Genomic DNA, 17,401 nt, shown 5'->3' with positions numbered 1-17,401 from the left:
GTCCTACACTACCCCCTGCTCTGTCCACTTGCCGCGATAGATCAGCGCCTCCAGCAGGTGAGCTTGCGCAATGGCATTCACCCCCTCCAGATCGGCCAGCGTTCGCGCCACCCGCAACAACCGGTGACAGGCCCGTGCCGATAGCAGGTGCTGCGCCATGACCCGTGACAGCAGCTCCCGTCCCCGGGCATCCAGTGCACAATGCCGATCCAGCTCTTGTCCGCTCAGATCCCGGTTCGCCTTGCCCTGACGCTGCAGCTGTCGCTCACGCGCGACCAGCACCCGCTCACGCACCCTGGCACTGGCTTCACCCGGCGCCGCCGGCGTCAGCAACTCCTGCGGCGACAGCGCCGGTACTTGCAACTGCAGGTCGATGCGATCCAACAGCGGACCCGAGATACGCTGCTGGTAGCGGTTGATCTGGTCCGGCGTGCAGCGACAGCGGCTGGTGCCGTCGTCGAAGTAGCCACAGGGACAGGGGTTCATCGCCGCAACAAGCTGGAAGCGGGCGGGATAGGCGGTCGAACGTGCAGCGCGGGAGATCAGGATCTCGCCGGTTTCCAGCGGCTCGCGCATCACCTCAAGCACGCGACGCGGGAACTCCGGCAGCTCATCCAGGAACAGCACACCCTGGTGGGCCAGGGAGATCTCACCGGGACGCGGTCGTCCGCCACCGCCAACCAACGCCACCGCCGAGGCGGTATGATGGGGCGCACGGAACGGACGCTGACCGGAACAGGCGGCGACAACGGGCAGTCCCGCCACCGAATGCACGGCCGCCACCTGCAGACTCTCCTCCAGGCTCAGCGGCGGCATCAATCCGGGCAGGCGTGCCGCCAACATGCTCTTGCCACTGCCCGGCGGGCCACTGAACAGCAGGTTATGCCCACCGGCCGCCGCCACCTCCAGCGCCCGACGCGCCTGCAGCTGGCCACGAACATCGGCCAGATCGGGCACCACCGGCAGGCAGGGCAAGGCGCCCCCTCGCTGATGCGGGGCAAGCTTTTCACCGCCTCTCAAGTGCTCACACAAGCGCAGCAGATGGGCCACGGCCAGTACGCGCGTGTGCCCGGTCATCACCGCCTCGTCGGCGTTCGCCTCGGGTACGATCAACACACGCTGCGCCTGGCCACAGGCGATCGCTGCCGGCAATACGCCCCTTAACGGCCGGATATCCCCGGACAGCGCCAGCTCACCCAACACCTCGTAGCCCTCCAGCCCGTCAGCCTTGAGCTGCCCCGAGGCCTGCAGGATGCCGAGCGCGATGGCGAGATCGTAGCGCCCGCCCTCTTTCGGCAGGTCCGCGGGGGCCAGGTTGATGGTGATACGGCGTTGGGGAAAATCAAAGCCGGCGGTGATCAACGCGCTGCGAACGCGTTCACGGGATTCCTTGACCGCGGCCTCCGGCAGCCCGACGATCGACAGGGAGGGCAGCCCTCCCGAGAGGTGAACCTCGACGGCAACAGCGGGTGCATCGACACCCAACTGCGCCCGTGTATGAACGATGGCTAATGACATGACTCCGTCCCTGGGTCATGGGCTGGCAGTTACCAGCGAATTATTCGGTGGGCGTATCGCTGCCCGGCTGGTCGGTATCGACAACCGGCTGCTGTCCCTGCTGTTCGAGTTCGACGACGCGCTTCTCCAACTGCTCGACCAGCTCGCGGGTGCGCGCCAGCACGGCACGCTGAGCATCGAACTCATCACGCGTCACCAGATCCAGGCGCGAAAAGGTGCCCTGAACCAGCGTGCGGATCTGCTGCTGCAGCTCATGCTGGCCCGGCAGTTCACGCGCGCCCTCGAACAGATGGCCAATCTGGGCGTTAAGGCTGTCTATCAATTTCTGACGCATAGAGTCACAACTCCCCTGGACCTCTGTCATTTATCTGCCCGGAAACTATACCGCCGTCGCGGCCCGCTGTCAGGCTTGGTGCACAAGCCAAAATAGAGCGCACCAAAATATTGCACACACCGAATCAGTGCACAAAAAACGCACAATTTTACCGATGACGCACTCTTACGGCCCTGTGTGTTTTTTGGCCAACAAGCATATCTAATTGTTTATTATGTGTTTTTTATAAGTGGCACAGTTCTGGCTTCATCGCGTTTCAACTGAGGCGTGCCGCGCCCCCAAGCAGCGCACACCTCGTTACCTATATTCCAAAGGGGACTTCAGAGATGAAACTGATTTCAGCAATTATCAAACCGTTCAAGCTGGATGACGTACGTGAAGCACTGTCCGACATCGGAGTTCAGGGCATCACCGTAACCGAGGTTAAAGGCTTCGGTCGTCAGAAGGGGCATACGGAACTCTACCGCGGTGCCGAATATGTCGTTGATTTTCTGCCGAAGGTTCGCATCGACGCCGCTGTCGCAGACGACATCGTAGACCAGGTACTCGAAGCGATCAGCAAGGCTGCCCAGACCGGCAAGATCGGCGATGGCAAGATCTTCGTCATGCCGCTGGAGCAGGTGATACGCATCCGCACCGGCGAGACCGGCCACGACGCACTCTGATCCACTCACTGTTTAATGATGTTGTAGGCCTGATGGAGGGCTAAACAGATGGAAGAACTTCTGAATACAACAGCTGGGGATGTGACCCAGCTCAAATACGCACTCGACACCTTCTACTTCCTGGTGTGCGGTGCGCTGGTGATGTGGATGGCGGCAGGTTTCGCCATGCTCGAAGCCGGTCTGGTCCGTGCCAAGAACACCACCGAGATCCTGACCAAGAACATCGCGCTGTATGCGATCGCCTGCATTATGTACTTCGTCAGCGGTTACGCCATCATGTACGGCGGTGAATACTTCCTCAGCGGCATCACCGGCGACGGCTTCACCGGCGCTGAAGAGCCCGCCACTTATGCACCCTCTGCCGACTTCTTCTTCCAGGTGGTATTCGTAGCAACCGCGATGTCGATCGTCTCCGGTGCCGTTGCCGAGCGTATGAAGCTCTGGTCGTTCCTGCTGTTCGCCGTGGTCATGACCGGTTTCATCTACCCGATGGAGGGCGCATGGACCTGGGGCGGCAATGCCGTGTTCGGTATGTACACCCTGGGTGACCTCGGTTTCTCCGACTTCGCCGGTTCCGGCATCGTCCACATGGCGGGTGCCGCCGCTGCACTGGCCGGTGTTCTGGTACTGGGCGCTCGTAAGGGCAAATATGGCAAGAATGGCGAGATCAACGCGATTCCGGGCTGCAACCTGCCGATGGCAACACTGGGTGCCTTCATCCTGTGGCTGGGCTGGTTCGGCTTCAACGGTGGTTCCGTTCTGGCCACTGCATCCGTTGAAAGCGCCAACTCCGTTGCTGTCGTATTCATGAACACCAACGCCGCCGCTGCCGGTGGTGTCGTTGCCGCCATGATCGTTGCCCGCATCCTGTTCGGCAAGGCTGACCTGACCATGGCGCTGAACGGTGCACTGGCCGGTCTGGTGGCGATCACCGCTGAGCCGTCCACTCCGTCTGCGCTGCAGGCTACCATCTTCGGCGCTCTGGGCGGCGTGCTGGTGGTCTTCGCCATCATCACTCTGGACAAGCTGAAGATCGACGATCCGGTCGGTGCGATCTCCGTACACGGTGTCTGCGGTCTGCTCGGCCTGCTGCTGGTACCGGTCACCAATGACGGCTCCAGCTTCTCCGGCCAGATCATCGGCGCGCTGACCATCTTCATCTGGGTATTCGTTGTCAGCCTGATCGTGTGGCTGGCCATCAAAGCGATCATGGGCGTCCGTGTCAGCGAAGAGGAAGAGTACGACGGTGTCGACCTTTCCGAGTGCGGTATGGAAGCCTACCCGGAATTCGTGTCCAGCACGAAGTAACACTCGCCCGCTCGCGGGAATCAGGGGGAGCCAACGGGCTCCCTCTTTGCGTTTAAACCCTGGTGACGCATATGCGCAACCAATCTATTGTGGGTATACTGGTGTATCCGCTGCCGAGCCATTCAGCAGCCCTGGGATGCGCCTAACGATGAACGAGGAGTAAAACGATGAAACTGGTTTCTGCTGTGATCAAGCCATTCAAACTTGATGATGTGCGCGAAGCACTGTCCGATATCGGCATCCAGGGCGTCACGGTTACCGAGGTCAAGGGTTTTGGCCGTCAGAAGGGACATACCGAGCTTTATCGTGGTGCTGAGTATGTCGTCGACTTTCTGCCCAAGGTTAAACTCGAGGTCGCAGTGGATGACGGCATGGTCGAGCAGGTGATCGAGGCGATCAGCCAGACCGCCAACACCGGCAAGATCGGCGACGGCAAGATCTTCGTTATGCCGCTGGAACAGGTGATCCGTATCCGCACCGGCGAAACAGGCTCAGACGCTCTTTGAGCGTCTCGATATTGGCAGCCAAGGTTTTAACACCTCACTTTCAACAGGTTAAGACCGCCATGTCGCTGAAACATTGCACTTTGTGCGGCATTTGCTAGCATCAGCAATCAGCTCGGAACTGGCATAGGCAGTATAAGTGCAGATGAGTGATCAGCAGGCTTCCCTGGAGTCTGAATACCGGAAGCAGGAGTATGCACTGAAGGTTTTCAGAAACCTCGCCGACTCTCCTGTCAGTGCCTGCCTGTTAAATGCCAGCGGTTATTGCCTCGCCACTAACCGCGCCTTCGATCAGCTGCTGTGTACCGGTGGCGATTCCAACAGTGCCAACGACTGTCTGCTGCAAAGTCATGCTGCCTCCCAGCTTCTGGATACACTGGCAGCCCTCTACCTCATCGAGAAGCGCAGTTACACTCTGAGCCAGCTCCGTATACCGAGCCCGGACGGCGCCATCGATCTGCAACTGCATCTGTCTGCGTTGACAGATGACCAGGGCCAGGTCTGCGCCGTACTGGCGCTGGTCCAGGACGAGAGGATTCATCGCCAACGCGAGCTGGAGCTGAAACAGCTCTCCAATGCCGTCGAGAACAGCGGCAGCGCCGTGGTGATTACCGATGCCCAGGGCGGCATCGAATACGTCAATTCCCGTTTTAGCGATATCAGCGGCTACTCCATCGGCGAAGTACTCGGTATGCAGCCCTCCTTCCTGAAGTCAGGCAACACGCCACGGGAGGTGTACGATGAACTGTGGAGCACCATCCGTCGCCACCAGAAATGGCGCGGCACCCTGCATAACCGGCGCAAGGATGGCAGTTTCTACTGGAGCCTGCAGTCGATCTCGCCGATCCTGGACGAAAACGGCACCCTGTCGAAGATTGTATCGGTCAGCGACGATATCACCCAGCTCAAAGAGCATCAGCAGCAGATGGAGCGGCTGGCGTTCTTTGATCCACTGACCGACCTGGGCAACCGCCGCCGTTTCCGCGATCAGCTGGAGGAGCTGTTACGCACCCCCAGCGACGATATCCGTGCCCTGTTGCTGCTGGATCTGGATCACTTCAAAAAGATCAACGACACCATGGGTCATGAAGCGGGCGACAAGCTGCTACGCACCGTCGCCAACCGCCTGCGCTTCTGTGTCAACGAGCCGCATACCGTATACCGGTTAGGCGGTGATGAGTTCACCGTGATTCTGCGGGATCTATCCTCGATCGACCGTATTCGCGACTATTCAGACGATATCATCGAGCTGCTGGCGCAGCCGCTCGATATCGGCACCCATCAGATGCAGGTCACGGTCAGTATCGGCATCACCCTGATCGGCATCGATGCGATGGATGTCAGCAGCCTGCTGCGCAATGCCGACCTGGCGATGTATCGCGCCAAGCATATCGGTCGCAACACCTACCAGTTCTACAGCCCCGAGATGAATGCGGAAGCACGCCGGGCACTGACACTCGAGCACGACCTGCGCCAGGCGCTGGACCGCAACGAGCTCAAGCTGGTGTACCAGCCGCAGATCGACCTGCTCAGCGGCAACCTGGTCGGGATGGAGGCGCTGCTGCGCTGGGAGCACCCCATCGAAGGCCCAATATCGCCCAGCGAGTTTATCCCCATGGCGGAGGAGACCGGCCTCATCATCCCGATCGGGCGCTGGGTACTATTACAGGCCTGCCGCCAGGCGTTGCGGGTGCGCGCGTTGATCGGCGACCGATTCAGGGTCGCGGTCAACCTGTCCGCCCGCCAGTTCGACGATCTCGGTCTCCACGCTACCGTTGCCTCGGTGCTGCGCGAGACAGGGCTGCCGGCCGAAGCGCTGGAGCTGGAGATCACCGAAGGCCTGATGATGGATAACTTCACCCACTCGGTGGAGGTGCTGCGCAAGCTCCGCCAACTGGGGCTGACGCTGGCGATCGACGACTTCGGCACCGGTTATTCATCGTTGAGCTATCTGAAAAAGATGCCGGTCCAGGTGCTGAAGATAGACCGCTCGTTCGTACAGGATATCCCGGACGATCGAGACGATGTGGCGATCACTTCGACCATCATTCTGATGGCCCGCCAGCTCGGCCTGCAGGTGCTGGCCGAGGGGATCGAAACCGAGGAGCAGCGTCAGTTCCTGCTCGCCTCCAGCTGCCGGGTCGGGCAGGGTTACCTGTTCAATAAGCCGCTGCCGATCGAGGCGCTAATCGAACAGTACGCCCCGGATCAAACCTCCTCCTCCAGCTAACTCACACAACCTTATCCACAGCCCTATCACCACTGGGATCAAATATATCGTTTTGTTTATAAAAACAAAAATATCTATATCGTCATCCTATACAGCTTTAAATCACAGTTTTATACACAGCAGATACCGCTCCAGCATTACGCTTTTTGCCACACCGGCTACACTCAACAAGAGCGAATGACCGCCGGAATCCGGCGAAGGAGGCGCGCGTGTTTGTGATCAGGCCCATCGAATATCGAGATCTCGAACTTCTGCACCAGATCGCCATCGAATCCGGTCCCGGTTTTACCTCCCTGCCCGATAATCCCGACTTTCTCGCCGACAAGATCCGGGTATCGGTCGAGACCCTGCGCGCACCCGCCACCCGCCCCGGTCCCGAAACCTACCTGTTCGTACTGGAGGACCCAGCCAACGGCGAAGTGGCCGGCACCTGCGGCATCGCGGCGGCAGTAGGGTTGGACACCCCCTTCTACCACTATCACCTGAGCACGGTTGTACACTCTTCACGAGAGTTGGGGGTGTATAACGAGTTCAAGACCCTGAACCTGTGTAACGACTACACCGGGAGCTCCGAGCTGTGCACGCTCTATCTGCGCCCGCAATACCGCCAGGGCGGTGTCGGCACCCTGCTGTCAAAGTGCCGTTTCCTGTTCATCGCGGAACATGCCAACCGCTTCAATGAGCGCGTGATCGCCGAGATGCGGGGGTTTACCGACCCGCAACACACCAATCCATTTTGGGAGGGGCTGGGGCGCCACTTCTTCTCCATGGATTACGACAGGGCGGACTACCTGACCGGTGCCGGCAACAAGGTGTTCATCGCCGAGCTGATGCCCAAACACTCGATCTACATCCACCTGCTACCCAAGGATGCCCAGGAGGTGATCGGCCGGGTTCACCCCAATACGGAGGCGGCGTACAAGATGCTGGAGATGGAGGGGTTCAGGTTCGAGAACTATATCGATATCTTCGATGCGGGTCCGACCCTGGTGGCGCGACAAAAAGACATCCGCGCCATCACCCAGAGCAGACGTCTGCGCGTCACTGTGCAGGATCACCCGGATATCGAGGAAGCCCAGCAGTTCCTGATCGCCAACACGAAGACAACCGGTTTTCGCTGCACCACCGGCCTGATCAAACCCAGTCGCTCGCAGGTCCTGCTAAGGCCCAGGCTAGCGCATGCATTGAACGTGTCGGATGGCGATCATGTTCGCGCCGTTGCCCTGCGCACCGCCTCCGGCAAACGGATCACGCACTCCAGCCCGCCCTCCGGGTGATTGTGCAACTGCAGGCTCCCGCCCAGGCGCTCGATAGCCCGCTTGGCAATGCTCAACCCAAGGCCATAGCCGTCGCCGCCCTGGTGCGCACGCACGAAGGGTTCGGTCAACCGCGTCAGCAGCTCATCCGATACCCCCTCACCGCGATCGCGCAGACGGATCTCGATACTCCGGTCCGCCAGCCGCCGCGCGCTCAGTGTCAGAGCGGTCTCCATCGGCGTGTACTTCAGCGCGTTACTCACCAGATTATCCAACGCCCGGCGCAGTAGGTCGCCATTGATCGCCAGCCGCAGATCGGTCGGTTCAATGTGGGTATCGAGCTCCCGCTCGGGCTGGGTGTAGTGCAGATCCTGGCGGATCTCGTCAAACATCTGCGCGACGGCGAACACCTCCCCCTCCACCGGCGCCTGATCCAGACGGGACAGCGAGAGAATCTCGGCGATCAGCCCATCCAGCTGCTCGCACTCACGGTTGATCCGCTCGGCGGTGGTATCACCCTCGCCCAACCGCTGCTCCGCCAGCCCCGCCGCCACCTGCAGCCGCGCCAGCGGTGCACGCAGTTCGTGTGATACATCCTGCAGCAGGCGCTGCTGGGCGGTCAGCGTCTCCTCCACGTAGCCGGCCATCTGGTTGAACTCCCGCGACAGCTCACCGATCTCGTCACTGCGCCGACTGAGCCGGGAGTGGGCGCGACTGCTTAGATTCTGGTGCAGGTAGAGATCGCGGGCATGGCGGCGCAACTGATTGATCGGACGCACGATCAACCAGCTCAACAGCAGGCTGGCCAGGGCCGATACCAGCAGCACCAGCACCGCCTGCATCGACAGCAGGAAAGCAAGCAGGCGTTTGAGATAGAACCCCTCCCGCGGCGCCGGCACCACCACATACAGGTGCTTGCCGCCCTCCTCCAGCTCGAAACGCACCGCTTCCGGCCCCGGAGGCGGGCGGTCGTTGACACCGACTACCACCTTGCCGCTCTGTGCATCCACTATCCACAGCGGCAATGGCCGACGCCGGTCGTGGCGATCGGCATCGTGAAACCGCCCGTGCTCATCCAGCTCTCCCCGGGACAGGCGATCCAGCATCAGACTGGCCTGCGCCCGGGCACGCGTCTCCAGCAGTTCCCGGCTCTGTCGCTGCTCCGCTACCGACAACACCCCAAGCACGGTGATGCCGGTGCCCGCCGCGCTGACCAGCCAGATCACCAGGAAGATCTTCCAGAACAGCTTGCTGTACCACTTCATGCACTGTCCTTCACAAACTGATAGCCCTGACCACGGATCGTCTTGATCAGCTCAACGCCTTCGCCAACCAAGGGCGTCAGCTTCTGTCGCACCCGGCTGACATGCACGTCCAGCGCGCGATCGTAGGCGGTCAGCTTGCGGTGCAGCACCAGCTCGGTCAGCTGCTCCTTGCTCATCACCCGTCCGGCGTTATGCATCAGGTAGGCGAGCACATTGAACTCGGCACTGGTCAGTTCCACCGCCTCACCGTTCACGCTTACCTCGCGCAAACCCGGATCGAGACGCAGCCCGGAGCGTTCGATCGCCTGTTCCGGAAACAGCCGCGGCTCGGTGGCCAGATCCGGTCCAGCACGGCGCAGCACGGCACGCACGCGGGCCAGCAACTCCCGCGGATTGCAGGGCTTGCCCAGGTAATCGTCGGCCCCCATCTCAAGCCCGAGTATGCGATCGATCTCATCGCCGCGACCGGTGAGCATGATCACCGGTGTACGAACACGCGGACGCAACTGCTGCAGCAGCTCCAGACCGCTGGCACCTGGCATCTGAATATCGAGAATCAGCAGATCCCAGTCGTCATCGGCCGCCAGACGCTGCAGTGCCGCTTCCGCCGAATGGCTGGCATCGACCCGATAGCCTTCATGGCCAAGGTAATCACTCAGCAGATTACATAACTCGACATCGTCGTCGATGATCAGCAGTCGCTCATTACTCATAACGCTTCCCGAAACTCTGTCCTGTCCCAATATTAAGGCCTTTGACCCCGCCTCGGGGAAGCTTTACCAAACTTTACCCCGGCCTAACCCAACTTAGCGCTGGCGTTGCGCATACTGAGCCCATCAACAGAACAGATGAGGAGATCTATCCATGCGTAAATTACTGATCGGCGGTATCGCCGCCACCCTGCTTGCCACCGCCGTCGCCGGTGTCGCCGTTGCCCACGAGAAGGGGGATTACCGCCAACGCTTCGCCGAGGCGTTGAACCTTACCGAGGAGCAGCAGGCCCAGATGCAGCAACTCTGGGATCAGCACCGCGAAGAGCGGCAGCAGCGGCATGAAGAGATGCGCCAGGGGCCGATGAGCGGTATGCGCGCACTGGACCCAAGCTCGAACACTTTCCAGGCCGATGTGGATAAGTTGATTGCCGATGCTCAGGCCAGAGTCGCCGAACGGATGCAGAACCAGGCACAGATGAAGCTGGAGATGAGCAAGATCCTGACCCCGGAGCAGCAGGCCAAGATGCAGGAGCTGATGGCGCAGCGCGGTGACCGGGATGGCAAGGGGTTTGGTCACCACAATCGTGACGACCACAAGCGCGGCGGGGAGCGCGACTGCCGCTGATCGATCGACCCGCCCGAATAGCAAAAGAGAGCGCCTTGGCACTCTCTTTTCATTTGTCGCACTGGATCGCTCAGTCGATCCGCTCGAAGATCAGGTCCCAAACGCCATGACCAAGGTTTTCCCCCCGCTTCTGGAACTTGGTCACCGGCCGCCACTCGGGCTGAGGTGAGTACTCACCCTCACCGGCAGCGTTGCGATATCCCTCTGCCGTGCTCATCACCTCCATCATATGCTCGGCGTAGTTCTGCCAGTCCGTGGCCATATGGAAGGTGCCGCCGATACGCAACTTCTTGCGGATGGTCTGGGCAAACTCCGGCTGTACGATGCGGCGCTTGTGGTGGCGCTTCTTCGGCCAGGGGTCGGGGAAGAACAGCTGCAGACAGTCGAGGCTGGCGTCCGGAATACACTTGGCCAGCACTTCGATGGCGTCGTCGCAGAACACGCGGATATTCTCCAGTCCCTCGTCACGGGCACGTGCCAGCAGGCGACCAACACCGGGCGGGTGCACCTCGATGCCGATAAACCCCTTCTGGGGCGCGCGGCGCGCCATCTCGATCAGGGAGTCACCCATGCCGAAGCCGATCTCCAGCACCACCGGACGCTGATCGCCGAACAGACTGGAAAAATCGAGCATGCCGTTGCTCAGTTCCAGACCGTAGATCGGCCAGTTCTCCTTCAGGGCACGTTCCTGCCCTTCGGTCATACGCCCTGCACGGACGACGAAGCTGCGTACCTGGCGCAGCGGACGCTGCTGTTCTGTTTCGCTCATTTACTCACGTCTCAATTCAGCTCGGATCGCGCCCAGGGCTACAGGCCTCCGGGACACGCTGTGAATACTTCCCTGTACGCTCGGCGTCGGCATCCTGCCTCCGACGGTCCCGGAAACCTATAGCCCTGAGCGCTTCGGAGGAAGCGTAGAGCTCCGAAACCTGAACAGGGTTAATCAACCAATAACACCGGCCAGCGGCGAGGAGGCGCTGGCGTAAGCCTTGCGCGGCATGCGCCCGGCCAGGAACGCTTCGCGTCCTGCCTCGATCGCCTTGCGCATGGCGCTGGCCATCAGCACCGGCTTGTTCGCGGCGGCGATGGCGGTGTTCATCAACACCCCGGCACAGCCCATCTCCATCGCCACGGCCGCGTCGGACGCGGTGCCCACGCCGGCATCGACGATGATCGGCACCTGGGCTTCTTCCATGATCAGGCGGATGTTGTGCGGGTTGAGGATGCCAAGGCCCGAACCGATCAGCGAGCCCAGCGGCATCACCGCCACGCAGCCCATCTCCTCCAGCTGCTTGGCCACGATCGGATCGTCGTTGGTGTAGACCATCACCTTGAACCCGTCCTTGATCAGTGTCTCGGCCGCGGACAGGGTCTCGACGATATTCGGGTAGAGGGTTTTCTGGTCGCCCAGCACCTCGAGCTTGACCAGGTCGTGGCCGTCGAGCAGTTCACGCGCCAGGCGGCAGGTACGCACGGCATCCTGTGCGGTGTAGCAACCGGCGGTGTTGGGCAGGATGGTGTATTTGTCCGGGGAGATCACGTCGAGCAGGTTGGGCTCGTCCGGGTTCTGGCCGATGTTGGTACGACGCACGGCAACGGTGACGATCTCGGCACCGCTGGCGGCGATCGCCTCTCCGGTCTCCTGCAGATCCTTGTACTTGCCGGTACCCACCAGCAGACGGGATTGGTAGCTTTTGCCGGCGATCACCAGCGGGTCGTTCAGCTGTTGCTCTGACATCTGTAGATCCTGCTTAAATTCTGATTGAAGGCCCGTACTGCATAGAGACTCAGCCACCACCTATGGCGTGCACCACCTCGACGCGATCACCGGCCTTGAGTTCGGTTTTGTCGTGTTCGCTGCGCGGGACGATCTCCATGTTCAGCTCGATCGCAATGCGCTTCCCCGCCAGCCCCAACCGGTTTACCAGTTCGGCCAGTGTGGTGCATTTACCGGCGTCAAAAGGCTCACCGTTCACCTGTATCTGCATTCTGCTTTACCTTGCCTGAGATCGCGAAGGCCAGCACCAGCCAGCCCGCAATCAATGAGACCCCACCTATCGGGGTGATAATGCCGAAGTAGTGTATGCCGGTCAGCGCCAGGGTATAGAGGCTGCCGCAGAACAGCAGCATACCGAGCCCAAACAACCCGGCGCTCAGCCTCAGCGCACGTAGATCGTCGCGCTGCAGCAACAGGCCGACGCCGAACAGGGCAAACACATGATAAAACTGGTAGCTCACCCCGGTCTGAAACACCTCCAGCAAACGGGGCTCCAGCGTATCGCGCAGCCCATGTGCGGCAAAGGCACCGAGCATCACGGCCAAGGCGCCGCCGAGGGCGGCACACAGAAGGATCAGACGGGCCGACATCCACTACTCCGGAATACGAAACAGGGTGCATAGTATACGCACTCTGGGCCTGGCCTGTCCCGCCCCTGCGCGCCCGTTCTACCGTGGTACCGCTTGTATCCGGCATCCGGGAAGTTGGCACCCAAGCTATCTAAGGGGTGGTGGTACCGCTGCCGAGCGACCGTCTGCCGCCAGGGAAGGCGGCAGTCGAGCGGTCAGGGATGACGCATAGCGCGTCGCACGGTAGCGGTACCACCAGCCCGGCTTGGTAATTAGATAATAAAAACGACAAAGCCGCCGAACTTTCCGGTATTCCCGGATCGTACAGCGGCTTGGCTTGCAACGCGGAGGATCAGGCGACCATCGCTGCCTTGATCTTGTTCATGGCGTTTTTCTCGAGCTGGCGGATACGCTCGGCGGAGACGCCATACTTGGCCGCCAGATCATGCAGTGTCGCTTTCTCTTCGTTGAGCCAGCGCTGCATCAGGATATCGCGGCTGCGCTCATCGAGTGCCGCCATCGCCTGCATCAGTGCGCGCTGAGAGCTCTCCTCCCAGTCCGCCTCTTCGAGCTGGCTGGCGGGATCGGCACTGTGATCCTCCAGATAGGCGGCCGGTGCCTGCCAGGCGCTGTCGTCGTCACTGTCCAGCGGCGCATCGAAGGCGGTATCGGTGGAGGCCAGTCGACCCTCCATCTGACGCACGGTCTTGGCATCGACGCCCAGATCCTGAGCCACCGCCTCGACCTCGTCGTTGCTCATCCAGCCCAGACCCTTCTTCTGCGAACGCAGGTTGAAGAACAGCTTGCGCTGCGCCTTGGTGGTGGCAATCTTGACGATACGCCAGTTGCGCAGGATGAACTCGTGCATCTCCGCCTTGATCCAGTGCACGGCAAAGGAGACCAGACGCACCCCCATGGTGGGGTCGAAACGTTTAACCGCCTTCATCAGACCCACGTTGCCCTCCTGGATCAGGTCGCCCAGCGGCAGACCATAGCCAGAGTAGCTGCGTGCGATATGCACGACGAAGCGCAGGTGGGACATGACCAACTGGCGTGCCGCGTCCAGATCGTTCTGGTAGTGCAGACGTTCAGCCAGCTCTCTCTCCTCCTCGGCGGTGAGGATAGGTATTGTGCTCACGCTCTGTACGTAGGCGTCGACATTGCGCCCCGGAGAGAGTTGTTCGACAACTTGTAAGCTCGTGCCCATTTAAGGAGTCACCTCGTCAACATCCAGCAGTTTGAAACCGGTTGTAAGACCGGCGGCCGGGGGCCAAAGTTCCATCCCCGCAGCCATTCAATTCTATTTCGGACCGGAAAAAATAGCCTCTGGCCGAACAAAACGCAACACCCGGCCGATCAGCCGGGTTCGATATCGCGCAGATGGCGTCCCACCGCGATCCAGGCTCCGCCCAGACCCAGCAGTATTCCGCTCAGCAGCAGCGTCAGCGACTCCACCGGCCCCAACCCCTGTACAACATAGCCATTCAGATACAGCACCGCCAGTGCCTGCACCGGCTCCGAAATCAACGCCAGCGCCAGCTGCGCCAGCAGCCAGGCCAGCAGGGCACCGAAGGTGCCGAACCAGACCCCGCTATACAGAAACGGCCGACGCACCCAGGCATCGGTGGCCCCAACCAGCTTGCTGACCTGAATCTCGTCGCGTCGGCTCTCGATCGTCATCCGCACCGTATTGCCGACCACCAGCAGCACCGTCAACGCCAACAGGCCGCCCAGCACCCAGGCGCTGCGCTCGGCCAGAGCCATAAAGGCACCGAGCCGGCGCACCCACTCCAGGTCCAGCCGCGCCTCCTCGACCTCCGGCAGTGCCGCCATCTTCTGCTGCAGCACCTGCAGCTGCGCCGGATCATCGTCCCGTGGAATCAGGGTGATCACGGCAGGCAGCGGGTTGGTGTCGAAGAACTCGAGCAGGTCGTCGAAGCGGGTGTAGGCCTTGAAATCCTCCAGCCCCTTATCGCGACTGATCAGCTCCACCGAGGCCAGATCATCGCGCAGCAGCAGTTCACGACTGAAGCTGTCGATACGCTCATCGCTCAGCGACACATCGAGATAGAGCGAGATATGCGGGTCGGTATCCAGTCCAGCGGTGAGCTGCTCCACGTTTTTCAGTGCGGTGAAGATAAAGCCGGGCAGCGCCAGCGCAATCGCCAGCACGGCCAGCGTCATCAACGAGGCCAGCGGCGTGCTCCACAGCCGGATCAATGCCTGGCGCGCAACCTCGATGTGGTGACGCAGCCAGCCTCGGCTGCGATCGCCCAGACCGATGCGGTGCTGCTCGGCGCCGCGGCGCGATGCTTCACTGCGACGGGGCGCCTCGGTACGGCGGCTGGCACCCTGGCGCTGACGCGGCTCAGTAGCCATCGGCCACCAACCTTCCGCCCTGCAGATGCAGGACGCGATGACGCAGGCGATTGATCAGAGAGAGGTCGTGACTGGCGATCAACACCGTGGTGCCGATACTGTTGAACTGCTCGAACAGGTGCATGATGTCCTCGGACAATTCCGGATCCAGGTTGCCGGTGGGCTCATCGGCCAGCAGCAGCTTGGGTTTGTGCACGATGGCGCGGGCGATACCGACACGCTGCTGCTCACCACTGGACAGGGTGATCGGGTTCAGTTTCTCGCGCGACAGCAGGCCCACCTTGTCCAGCGCCGCACGCACCCGCCGCGCCGCATCCGCCGGATCATAACCGGAGATCTGCAGCGGCAGCGCCACGTTGTCGAATACGCTACGGTCGAACAGCAGCTGGTGATTCTGGAACACCACGCCGATCTCGCGGCGATGGAAGGGGATCTGCTTGCGCGGCAGCTTGGTCAGGTCGCGATCGCCGACCCATACCCCACCGCGACTGGGTCGCTCCATCAGCATGACCAGCTTCAACAGGGTACTTTTGCCGGCACCGGAGTGACCGGTCAGGAACGCCAGCTCCCCCGACTCCAGGGTGAAGTTCAACCCCACCAGCGCATCATGGCCGTTGGGGTAGCGCTTGCCGACATTGCTGAAGCGGATCGCGGTCATAGAGTGCTCTTAATCGAACAGCGCCTGGACGAACTCTTTGGCGTCGAATGGGCGCAGGTCGTCGACCTGTTCACCGACGCCGATAAATCGGATCGGCAGGCCGAACTGCTTGGCGATGGCGAAGATGATGCCGCCCTTGGCGGTACCGTCGAGCTTGGTCAGGGTAATGCCGCTGACACCCACCGCTTCCTTGAACTGCTTGGCCTGACTGATCGCATTCTGCCCGGTGCCGGCATCGAGTACCAGCATCACCTCGTGCGGCGCACTCGGATCGAGCTTCTGCATCACCCGCACCACCTTCTGCAGCTCCTGCATCAGGTTGTCCTTGTTCTGAAGGCGGCCGGCGGTATCGGCGATCAGCACGTCCACGCCCTTGGCCTTGGCCGACTGCAGCGCATCGAACAGTACCGAGGCGGAGTCCGCGCCGGTGTGCTGCGCCACCACCGGCACATTGTTGCGCTCGCCCCAGACCTGCAGCTGCTCCACCGCGGCGGCGCGGAAGGTGTCGCCTGCGGCCAGCATCACCGACTTGCCCTCGCTCTGGTAGCGTTTGGCCAGCTTGCCGATGGTCGTGGTCTTGCCGACGCCGTTGACGCCGACCATCAGGATCACCGCCGGCGTCTTGTCCTCGGGCAGTCGCAGCGGGTGTTCGACACCGCCGAGCAGATCGGCCAGCTCCTCTTTCAGCGCCTCGCGCAGCGCTTCTGGATCCTTCAACTGCTTGCGCTCGACCCGATCGGTCAGGCGGGTGACGATCTCGGTGGTCGCCTCGACGCCGACATCGGCCATCAGCAGCAGGGTTTCGATCTCCTCGAGCAGATCGTCGTCGATCTCCTTGGAGCCGAGGAACAGGCTGCCCAGCTGTTCAGTCAGCCCCGCCTTGGTGCGGCTCAGGCCGCTCTTGATCCGCTCGAACAGGCGCGTTTTACGCACGTCGCCACTTTCGGCTTCTGCCTTGGCCCTGGCAGCCGCTTCGGCAGCGGCCTGCTCGGCGGCGCGGCGCTCCTGTTCCGCTTTTTCGGCGGCTTCACGCTCGGCCTGTTCGGCAGCGGCCAACGCCGCCGCTTCTTCCGCGGCTTTCTGCTCTGCGGCCTGGGCTTCAGCCAGCGCCTGCTCATGCTCGAGACGCTCGGCCTCGGCCGGCTCCCGGGCCTGCAGCTCGGCGTCGCTTGCCTCCTCGGCCGCCTCAACGGTTTCCCGCTCAACGACCTCCGTTTCGATCTCGGTTTCAGGCGCTGCCTCGGTCGACGCGGCGGGTTCAGCCGCTATCAATTCCGCTTCGGCGGCGGCTTCGGGCAGTGTCTGCTCGGGCTCGACCTCGAGGTGGGGCTCTGCAGCCTCCTCGACTTTAGCCTCGCCAGTGCTTGCAGTTGGCGCCTGCTCCTTTTTCTCGCCGCGAAGGTAGACATAGATCAGCAGCAGGATAACGAACGCCAGGGCGCCGATTCCATAGGGAACCAGGTTGGGATCCAGCCCGTTTTCGAGCATCCAGGTGTAGAGTGCTTCCATAAATTCTGTAGTATCCGGGTAGCAGGGGCGCTCAGCCGTACCGACATCGCCCCCATTCGATGAAATTCCAAAGCGCGCTATCTTACCATAGC

General features: G+C 61.5%; 18 protein-coding genes. 6 read left to right on the top strand and 12 right to left on the bottom strand.

From position 1 onward, the window contains the following. Positions 1–3 precede the first annotated feature (3 nt). Together KQ940_RS06975 and KQ940_RS06970 are read right to left on the bottom strand one after the other, a co-directional pair. Positions 4–1,518: a YifB family Mg chelatase-like AAA ATPase gene (locus tag KQ940_RS06975; RefSeq protein WP_217412721.1), complete on the bottom strand. Its 1,515-nt coding sequence runs from the start codon at positions 1,516–1,518 to the stop codon at positions 4–6. A 40-nt stretch (positions 1,519–1,558) separates the two neighbouring features. Then, on the bottom strand, positions 1,559–1,852 hold the full coding sequence (locus KQ940_RS06970; protein WP_217412720.1) for an accessory factor UbiK family protein: 294 nt from the start codon (positions 1,850–1,852) through the stop codon (positions 1,559–1,561). 326 nt (positions 1,853–2,178) lie between these two features. Here KQ940_RS06970 and glnK (KQ940_RS06965) point away from each other — a divergent pair, with 326 nt between their 5' ends. The 5 genes from glnK (KQ940_RS06965) to astA all read left to right on the top strand — a co-directional run bounded on the left by glnK (KQ940_RS06965) (position 2,179) and on the right by astA (position 7,835). Further along, on the top strand, positions 2,179–2,517 hold the full coding sequence (gene glnK, locus KQ940_RS06965) for a P-II family nitrogen regulator (protein ID WP_217412719.1): 339 nt from the start codon (positions 2,179–2,181) through the stop codon (positions 2,515–2,517). A gap of 48 nt (positions 2,518–2,565) precedes the next feature. After that, positions 2,566–3,825 carry an ammonium transporter gene (locus KQ940_RS06960; protein ID WP_217412718.1) on the top strand — a complete coding sequence of 420 codons (1,260 nt, stop codon included), beginning with the start codon at positions 2,566–2,568 and terminating at the stop codon, positions 3,823–3,825. A 167-nt stretch (positions 3,826–3,992) separates the two neighbouring features. Further along, complete coding sequence (gene glnK, locus KQ940_RS06955; protein WP_217412717.1) at positions 3,993–4,331, top strand: P-II family nitrogen regulator; 339 nt, start codon at positions 3,993–3,995, stop codon at positions 4,329–4,331. A 142-nt stretch (positions 4,332–4,473) separates the two neighbouring features. Beyond that, complete coding sequence (locus KQ940_RS06950; RefSeq protein WP_217412716.1) at positions 4,474–6,558, top strand: putative bifunctional diguanylate cyclase/phosphodiesterase; 2,085 nt, start codon at positions 4,474–4,476, stop codon at positions 6,556–6,558. Between the two features lie 209 nt (positions 6,559–6,767). Next, the gene (gene astA, locus KQ940_RS06945) at positions 6,768–7,835 is read left to right on the top strand and encodes an arginine N-succinyltransferase (protein ID WP_217412715.1); all 1,068 of its coding nucleotides are present in this window, start codon (positions 6,768–6,770) and stop codon (positions 7,833–7,835) included. Here astA and KQ940_RS06940 read toward each other — a convergent pair. Continuing rightward, a complete protein-coding gene (locus KQ940_RS06940; RefSeq protein WP_217412714.1) occupies positions 7,763–9,079 on the bottom strand; it encodes a sensor histidine kinase in 1,317 nt (438 codons plus the stop codon). The two genes, astA and KQ940_RS06940, sit on opposite strands and share 73 nt — an antisense overlap. After that, the gene (locus KQ940_RS06935; RefSeq protein WP_217412713.1) at positions 9,076–9,792 is read right to left on the bottom strand and encodes a response regulator transcription factor; all 717 of its coding nucleotides are present in this window, start codon (positions 9,790–9,792) and stop codon (positions 9,076–9,078) included. Before KQ940_RS06935 ends, KQ940_RS06940 begins: the two co-directional genes overlap by 4 nt. A 151-nt stretch (positions 9,793–9,943) precedes the next feature. Between KQ940_RS06935 and KQ940_RS06930 the strand changes: the two genes are divergently transcribed. Continuing rightward, positions 9,944–10,417 carry a Spy/CpxP family protein refolding chaperone gene (locus KQ940_RS06930; protein WP_217412712.1) on the top strand — a complete coding sequence of 158 codons (474 nt, stop codon included), beginning with the start codon at positions 9,944–9,946 and terminating at the stop codon, positions 10,415–10,417. A 70-nt stretch (positions 10,418–10,487) separates the two neighbouring features. Here the strand turns inward: KQ940_RS06930 and trmB are convergent, their stop codons facing one another. From trmB to ftsY, 8 genes are all read right to left on the bottom strand, one after another. Beyond that, the gene (gene trmB, locus KQ940_RS06925; protein ID WP_217412711.1) at positions 10,488–11,186 is read right to left on the bottom strand and encodes a tRNA (guanosine(46)-N7)-methyltransferase TrmB; all 699 of its coding nucleotides are present in this window, start codon (positions 11,184–11,186) and stop codon (positions 10,488–10,490) included. A gap of 174 nt (positions 11,187–11,360) precedes the next feature. Next, complete coding sequence (locus KQ940_RS06920) at positions 11,361–12,155, bottom strand: thiazole synthase (protein WP_217412710.1); 795 nt, start codon at positions 12,153–12,155, stop codon at positions 11,361–11,363. Between the two features lie 49 nt (positions 12,156–12,204). After that, entirely contained in the window at positions 12,205–12,405 is a 201-nt protein-coding gene (thiS, locus tag KQ940_RS06915; RefSeq protein WP_217412709.1) for a sulfur carrier protein ThiS, read from the bottom strand. Further along, complete coding sequence (locus KQ940_RS06910; protein ID WP_217412708.1) at positions 12,383–12,784, bottom strand: DUF423 domain-containing protein; 402 nt, start codon at positions 12,782–12,784, stop codon at positions 12,383–12,385. Before KQ940_RS06910 ends, thiS begins: the two co-directional genes overlap by 23 nt. Before the next feature lie 331 nt (positions 12,785–13,115). After that, positions 13,116–13,970 (bottom strand): RNA polymerase sigma factor RpoH, encoded by an 855-nt coding sequence (gene rpoH / locus KQ940_RS06905; RefSeq protein ID WP_217412707.1) that lies wholly within the window; start codon positions 13,968–13,970, stop codon positions 13,116–13,118. 149 nt (positions 13,971–14,119) lie between these two features. Then, complete coding sequence (gene ftsX, locus KQ940_RS06900) at positions 14,120–15,142, bottom strand: permease-like cell division protein FtsX (RefSeq protein WP_217412706.1); 1,023 nt, start codon at positions 15,140–15,142, stop codon at positions 14,120–14,122. Beyond that, positions 15,132–15,800 carry a cell division ATP-binding protein FtsE gene (ftsE, locus tag KQ940_RS06895; protein WP_217412705.1) on the bottom strand — a complete coding sequence of 223 codons (669 nt, stop codon included), beginning with the start codon at positions 15,798–15,800 and terminating at the stop codon, positions 15,132–15,134. Before ftsE ends, ftsX begins: the two co-directional genes overlap by 11 nt. 9 nt (positions 15,801–15,809) lie before the next feature. Further along, positions 15,810–17,309 carry a signal recognition particle-docking protein FtsY gene (gene ftsY, locus KQ940_RS06890; protein WP_246589823.1) on the bottom strand — a complete coding sequence of 500 codons (1,500 nt, stop codon included), beginning with the start codon at positions 17,307–17,309 and terminating at the stop codon, positions 15,810–15,812. Positions 17,310–17,401: the final 92 nt, after the last annotated feature.

Source organism: Marinobacterium ramblicola (assembly GCF_019084545.1).
Taxonomy (GTDB): domain Bacteria; phylum Pseudomonadota; class Gammaproteobacteria; order Pseudomonadales; family Balneatricaceae; genus Marinobacterium_D; species Marinobacterium_D ramblicola.
This window is presented reverse-complemented; position numbering and strand designations above follow the sequence as displayed.

Bases quoted from the DNA above. Each gene is read 5' to 3' on its own strand.
- KQ940_RS06910 (WP_217412708.1), bottom strand. From the start codon at position 12,784: ATGTCGGCCCGTCTGATCCTTCTGTGTGCCGCCCTCGGCGGCGCCTTG.
- KQ940_RS06950 (WP_217412716.1), top strand. From the start codon at position 4,474: ATGAGTGATCAGCAGGCTTCCCTGGAGTCTGAATACCGGAAGCAGGAG.
- rpoH (WP_217412707.1), bottom strand. From the start codon at position 13,970: ATGGGCACGAGCTTACAAGTTGTCGAACAACTCTCTCCGGGGCGCAAT.
- KQ940_RS06940 (WP_217412714.1), bottom strand. From the start codon at position 9,079: ATGAAGTGGTACAGCAAGCTGTTCTGGAAGATCTTCCTGGTGATCTGG.
- ftsX (WP_217412706.1), bottom strand. From the start codon at position 15,142: ATGGCTACTGAGCCGCGTCAGCGCCAGGGTGCCAGCCGCCGTACCGAG.
- KQ940_RS06935 (WP_217412713.1), bottom strand. From the start codon at position 9,792: ATGAGTAATGAGCGACTGCTGATCATCGACGACGATGTCGAGTTATGT.
- KQ940_RS06930 (WP_217412712.1), top strand. From the start codon at position 9,944: ATGCGTAAATTACTGATCGGCGGTATCGCCGCCACCCTGCTTGCCACC.
- trmB (WP_217412711.1), bottom strand. From the start codon at position 11,186: ATGAGCGAAACAGAACAGCAGCGTCCGCTGCGCCAGGTACGCAGCTTC.
- glnK (WP_217412719.1), top strand. From the start codon at position 2,179: ATGAAACTGATTTCAGCAATTATCAAACCGTTCAAGCTGGATGACGTA.
- ftsE (WP_217412705.1), bottom strand. From the start codon at position 15,800: ATGACCGCGATCCGCTTCAGCAATGTCGGCAAGCGCTACCCCAACGGC.
- KQ940_RS06960 (WP_217412718.1), top strand. From the start codon at position 2,566: ATGGAAGAACTTCTGAATACAACAGCTGGGGATGTGACCCAGCTCAAA.
- thiS (WP_217412709.1), bottom strand. From the start codon at position 12,405: ATGCAGATACAGGTGAACGGTGAGCCTTTTGACGCCGGTAAATGCACC.
- KQ940_RS06920 (WP_217412710.1), bottom strand. From the start codon at position 12,155: ATGTCAGAGCAACAGCTGAACGACCCGCTGGTGATCGCCGGCAAAAGC.
- ftsY (WP_246589823.1), bottom strand. From the start codon at position 17,309: ATGGAAGCACTCTACACCTGGATGCTCGAAAACGGGCTGGATCCCAAC.
- KQ940_RS06975 (WP_217412721.1), bottom strand. From the start codon at position 1,518: ATGTCATTAGCCATCGTTCATACACGGGCGCAGTTGGGTGTCGATGCA.
- glnK (WP_217412717.1), top strand. From the start codon at position 3,993: ATGAAACTGGTTTCTGCTGTGATCAAGCCATTCAAACTTGATGATGTG.
- KQ940_RS06970 (WP_217412720.1), bottom strand. From the start codon at position 1,852: ATGCGTCAGAAATTGATAGACAGCCTTAACGCCCAGATTGGCCATCTG.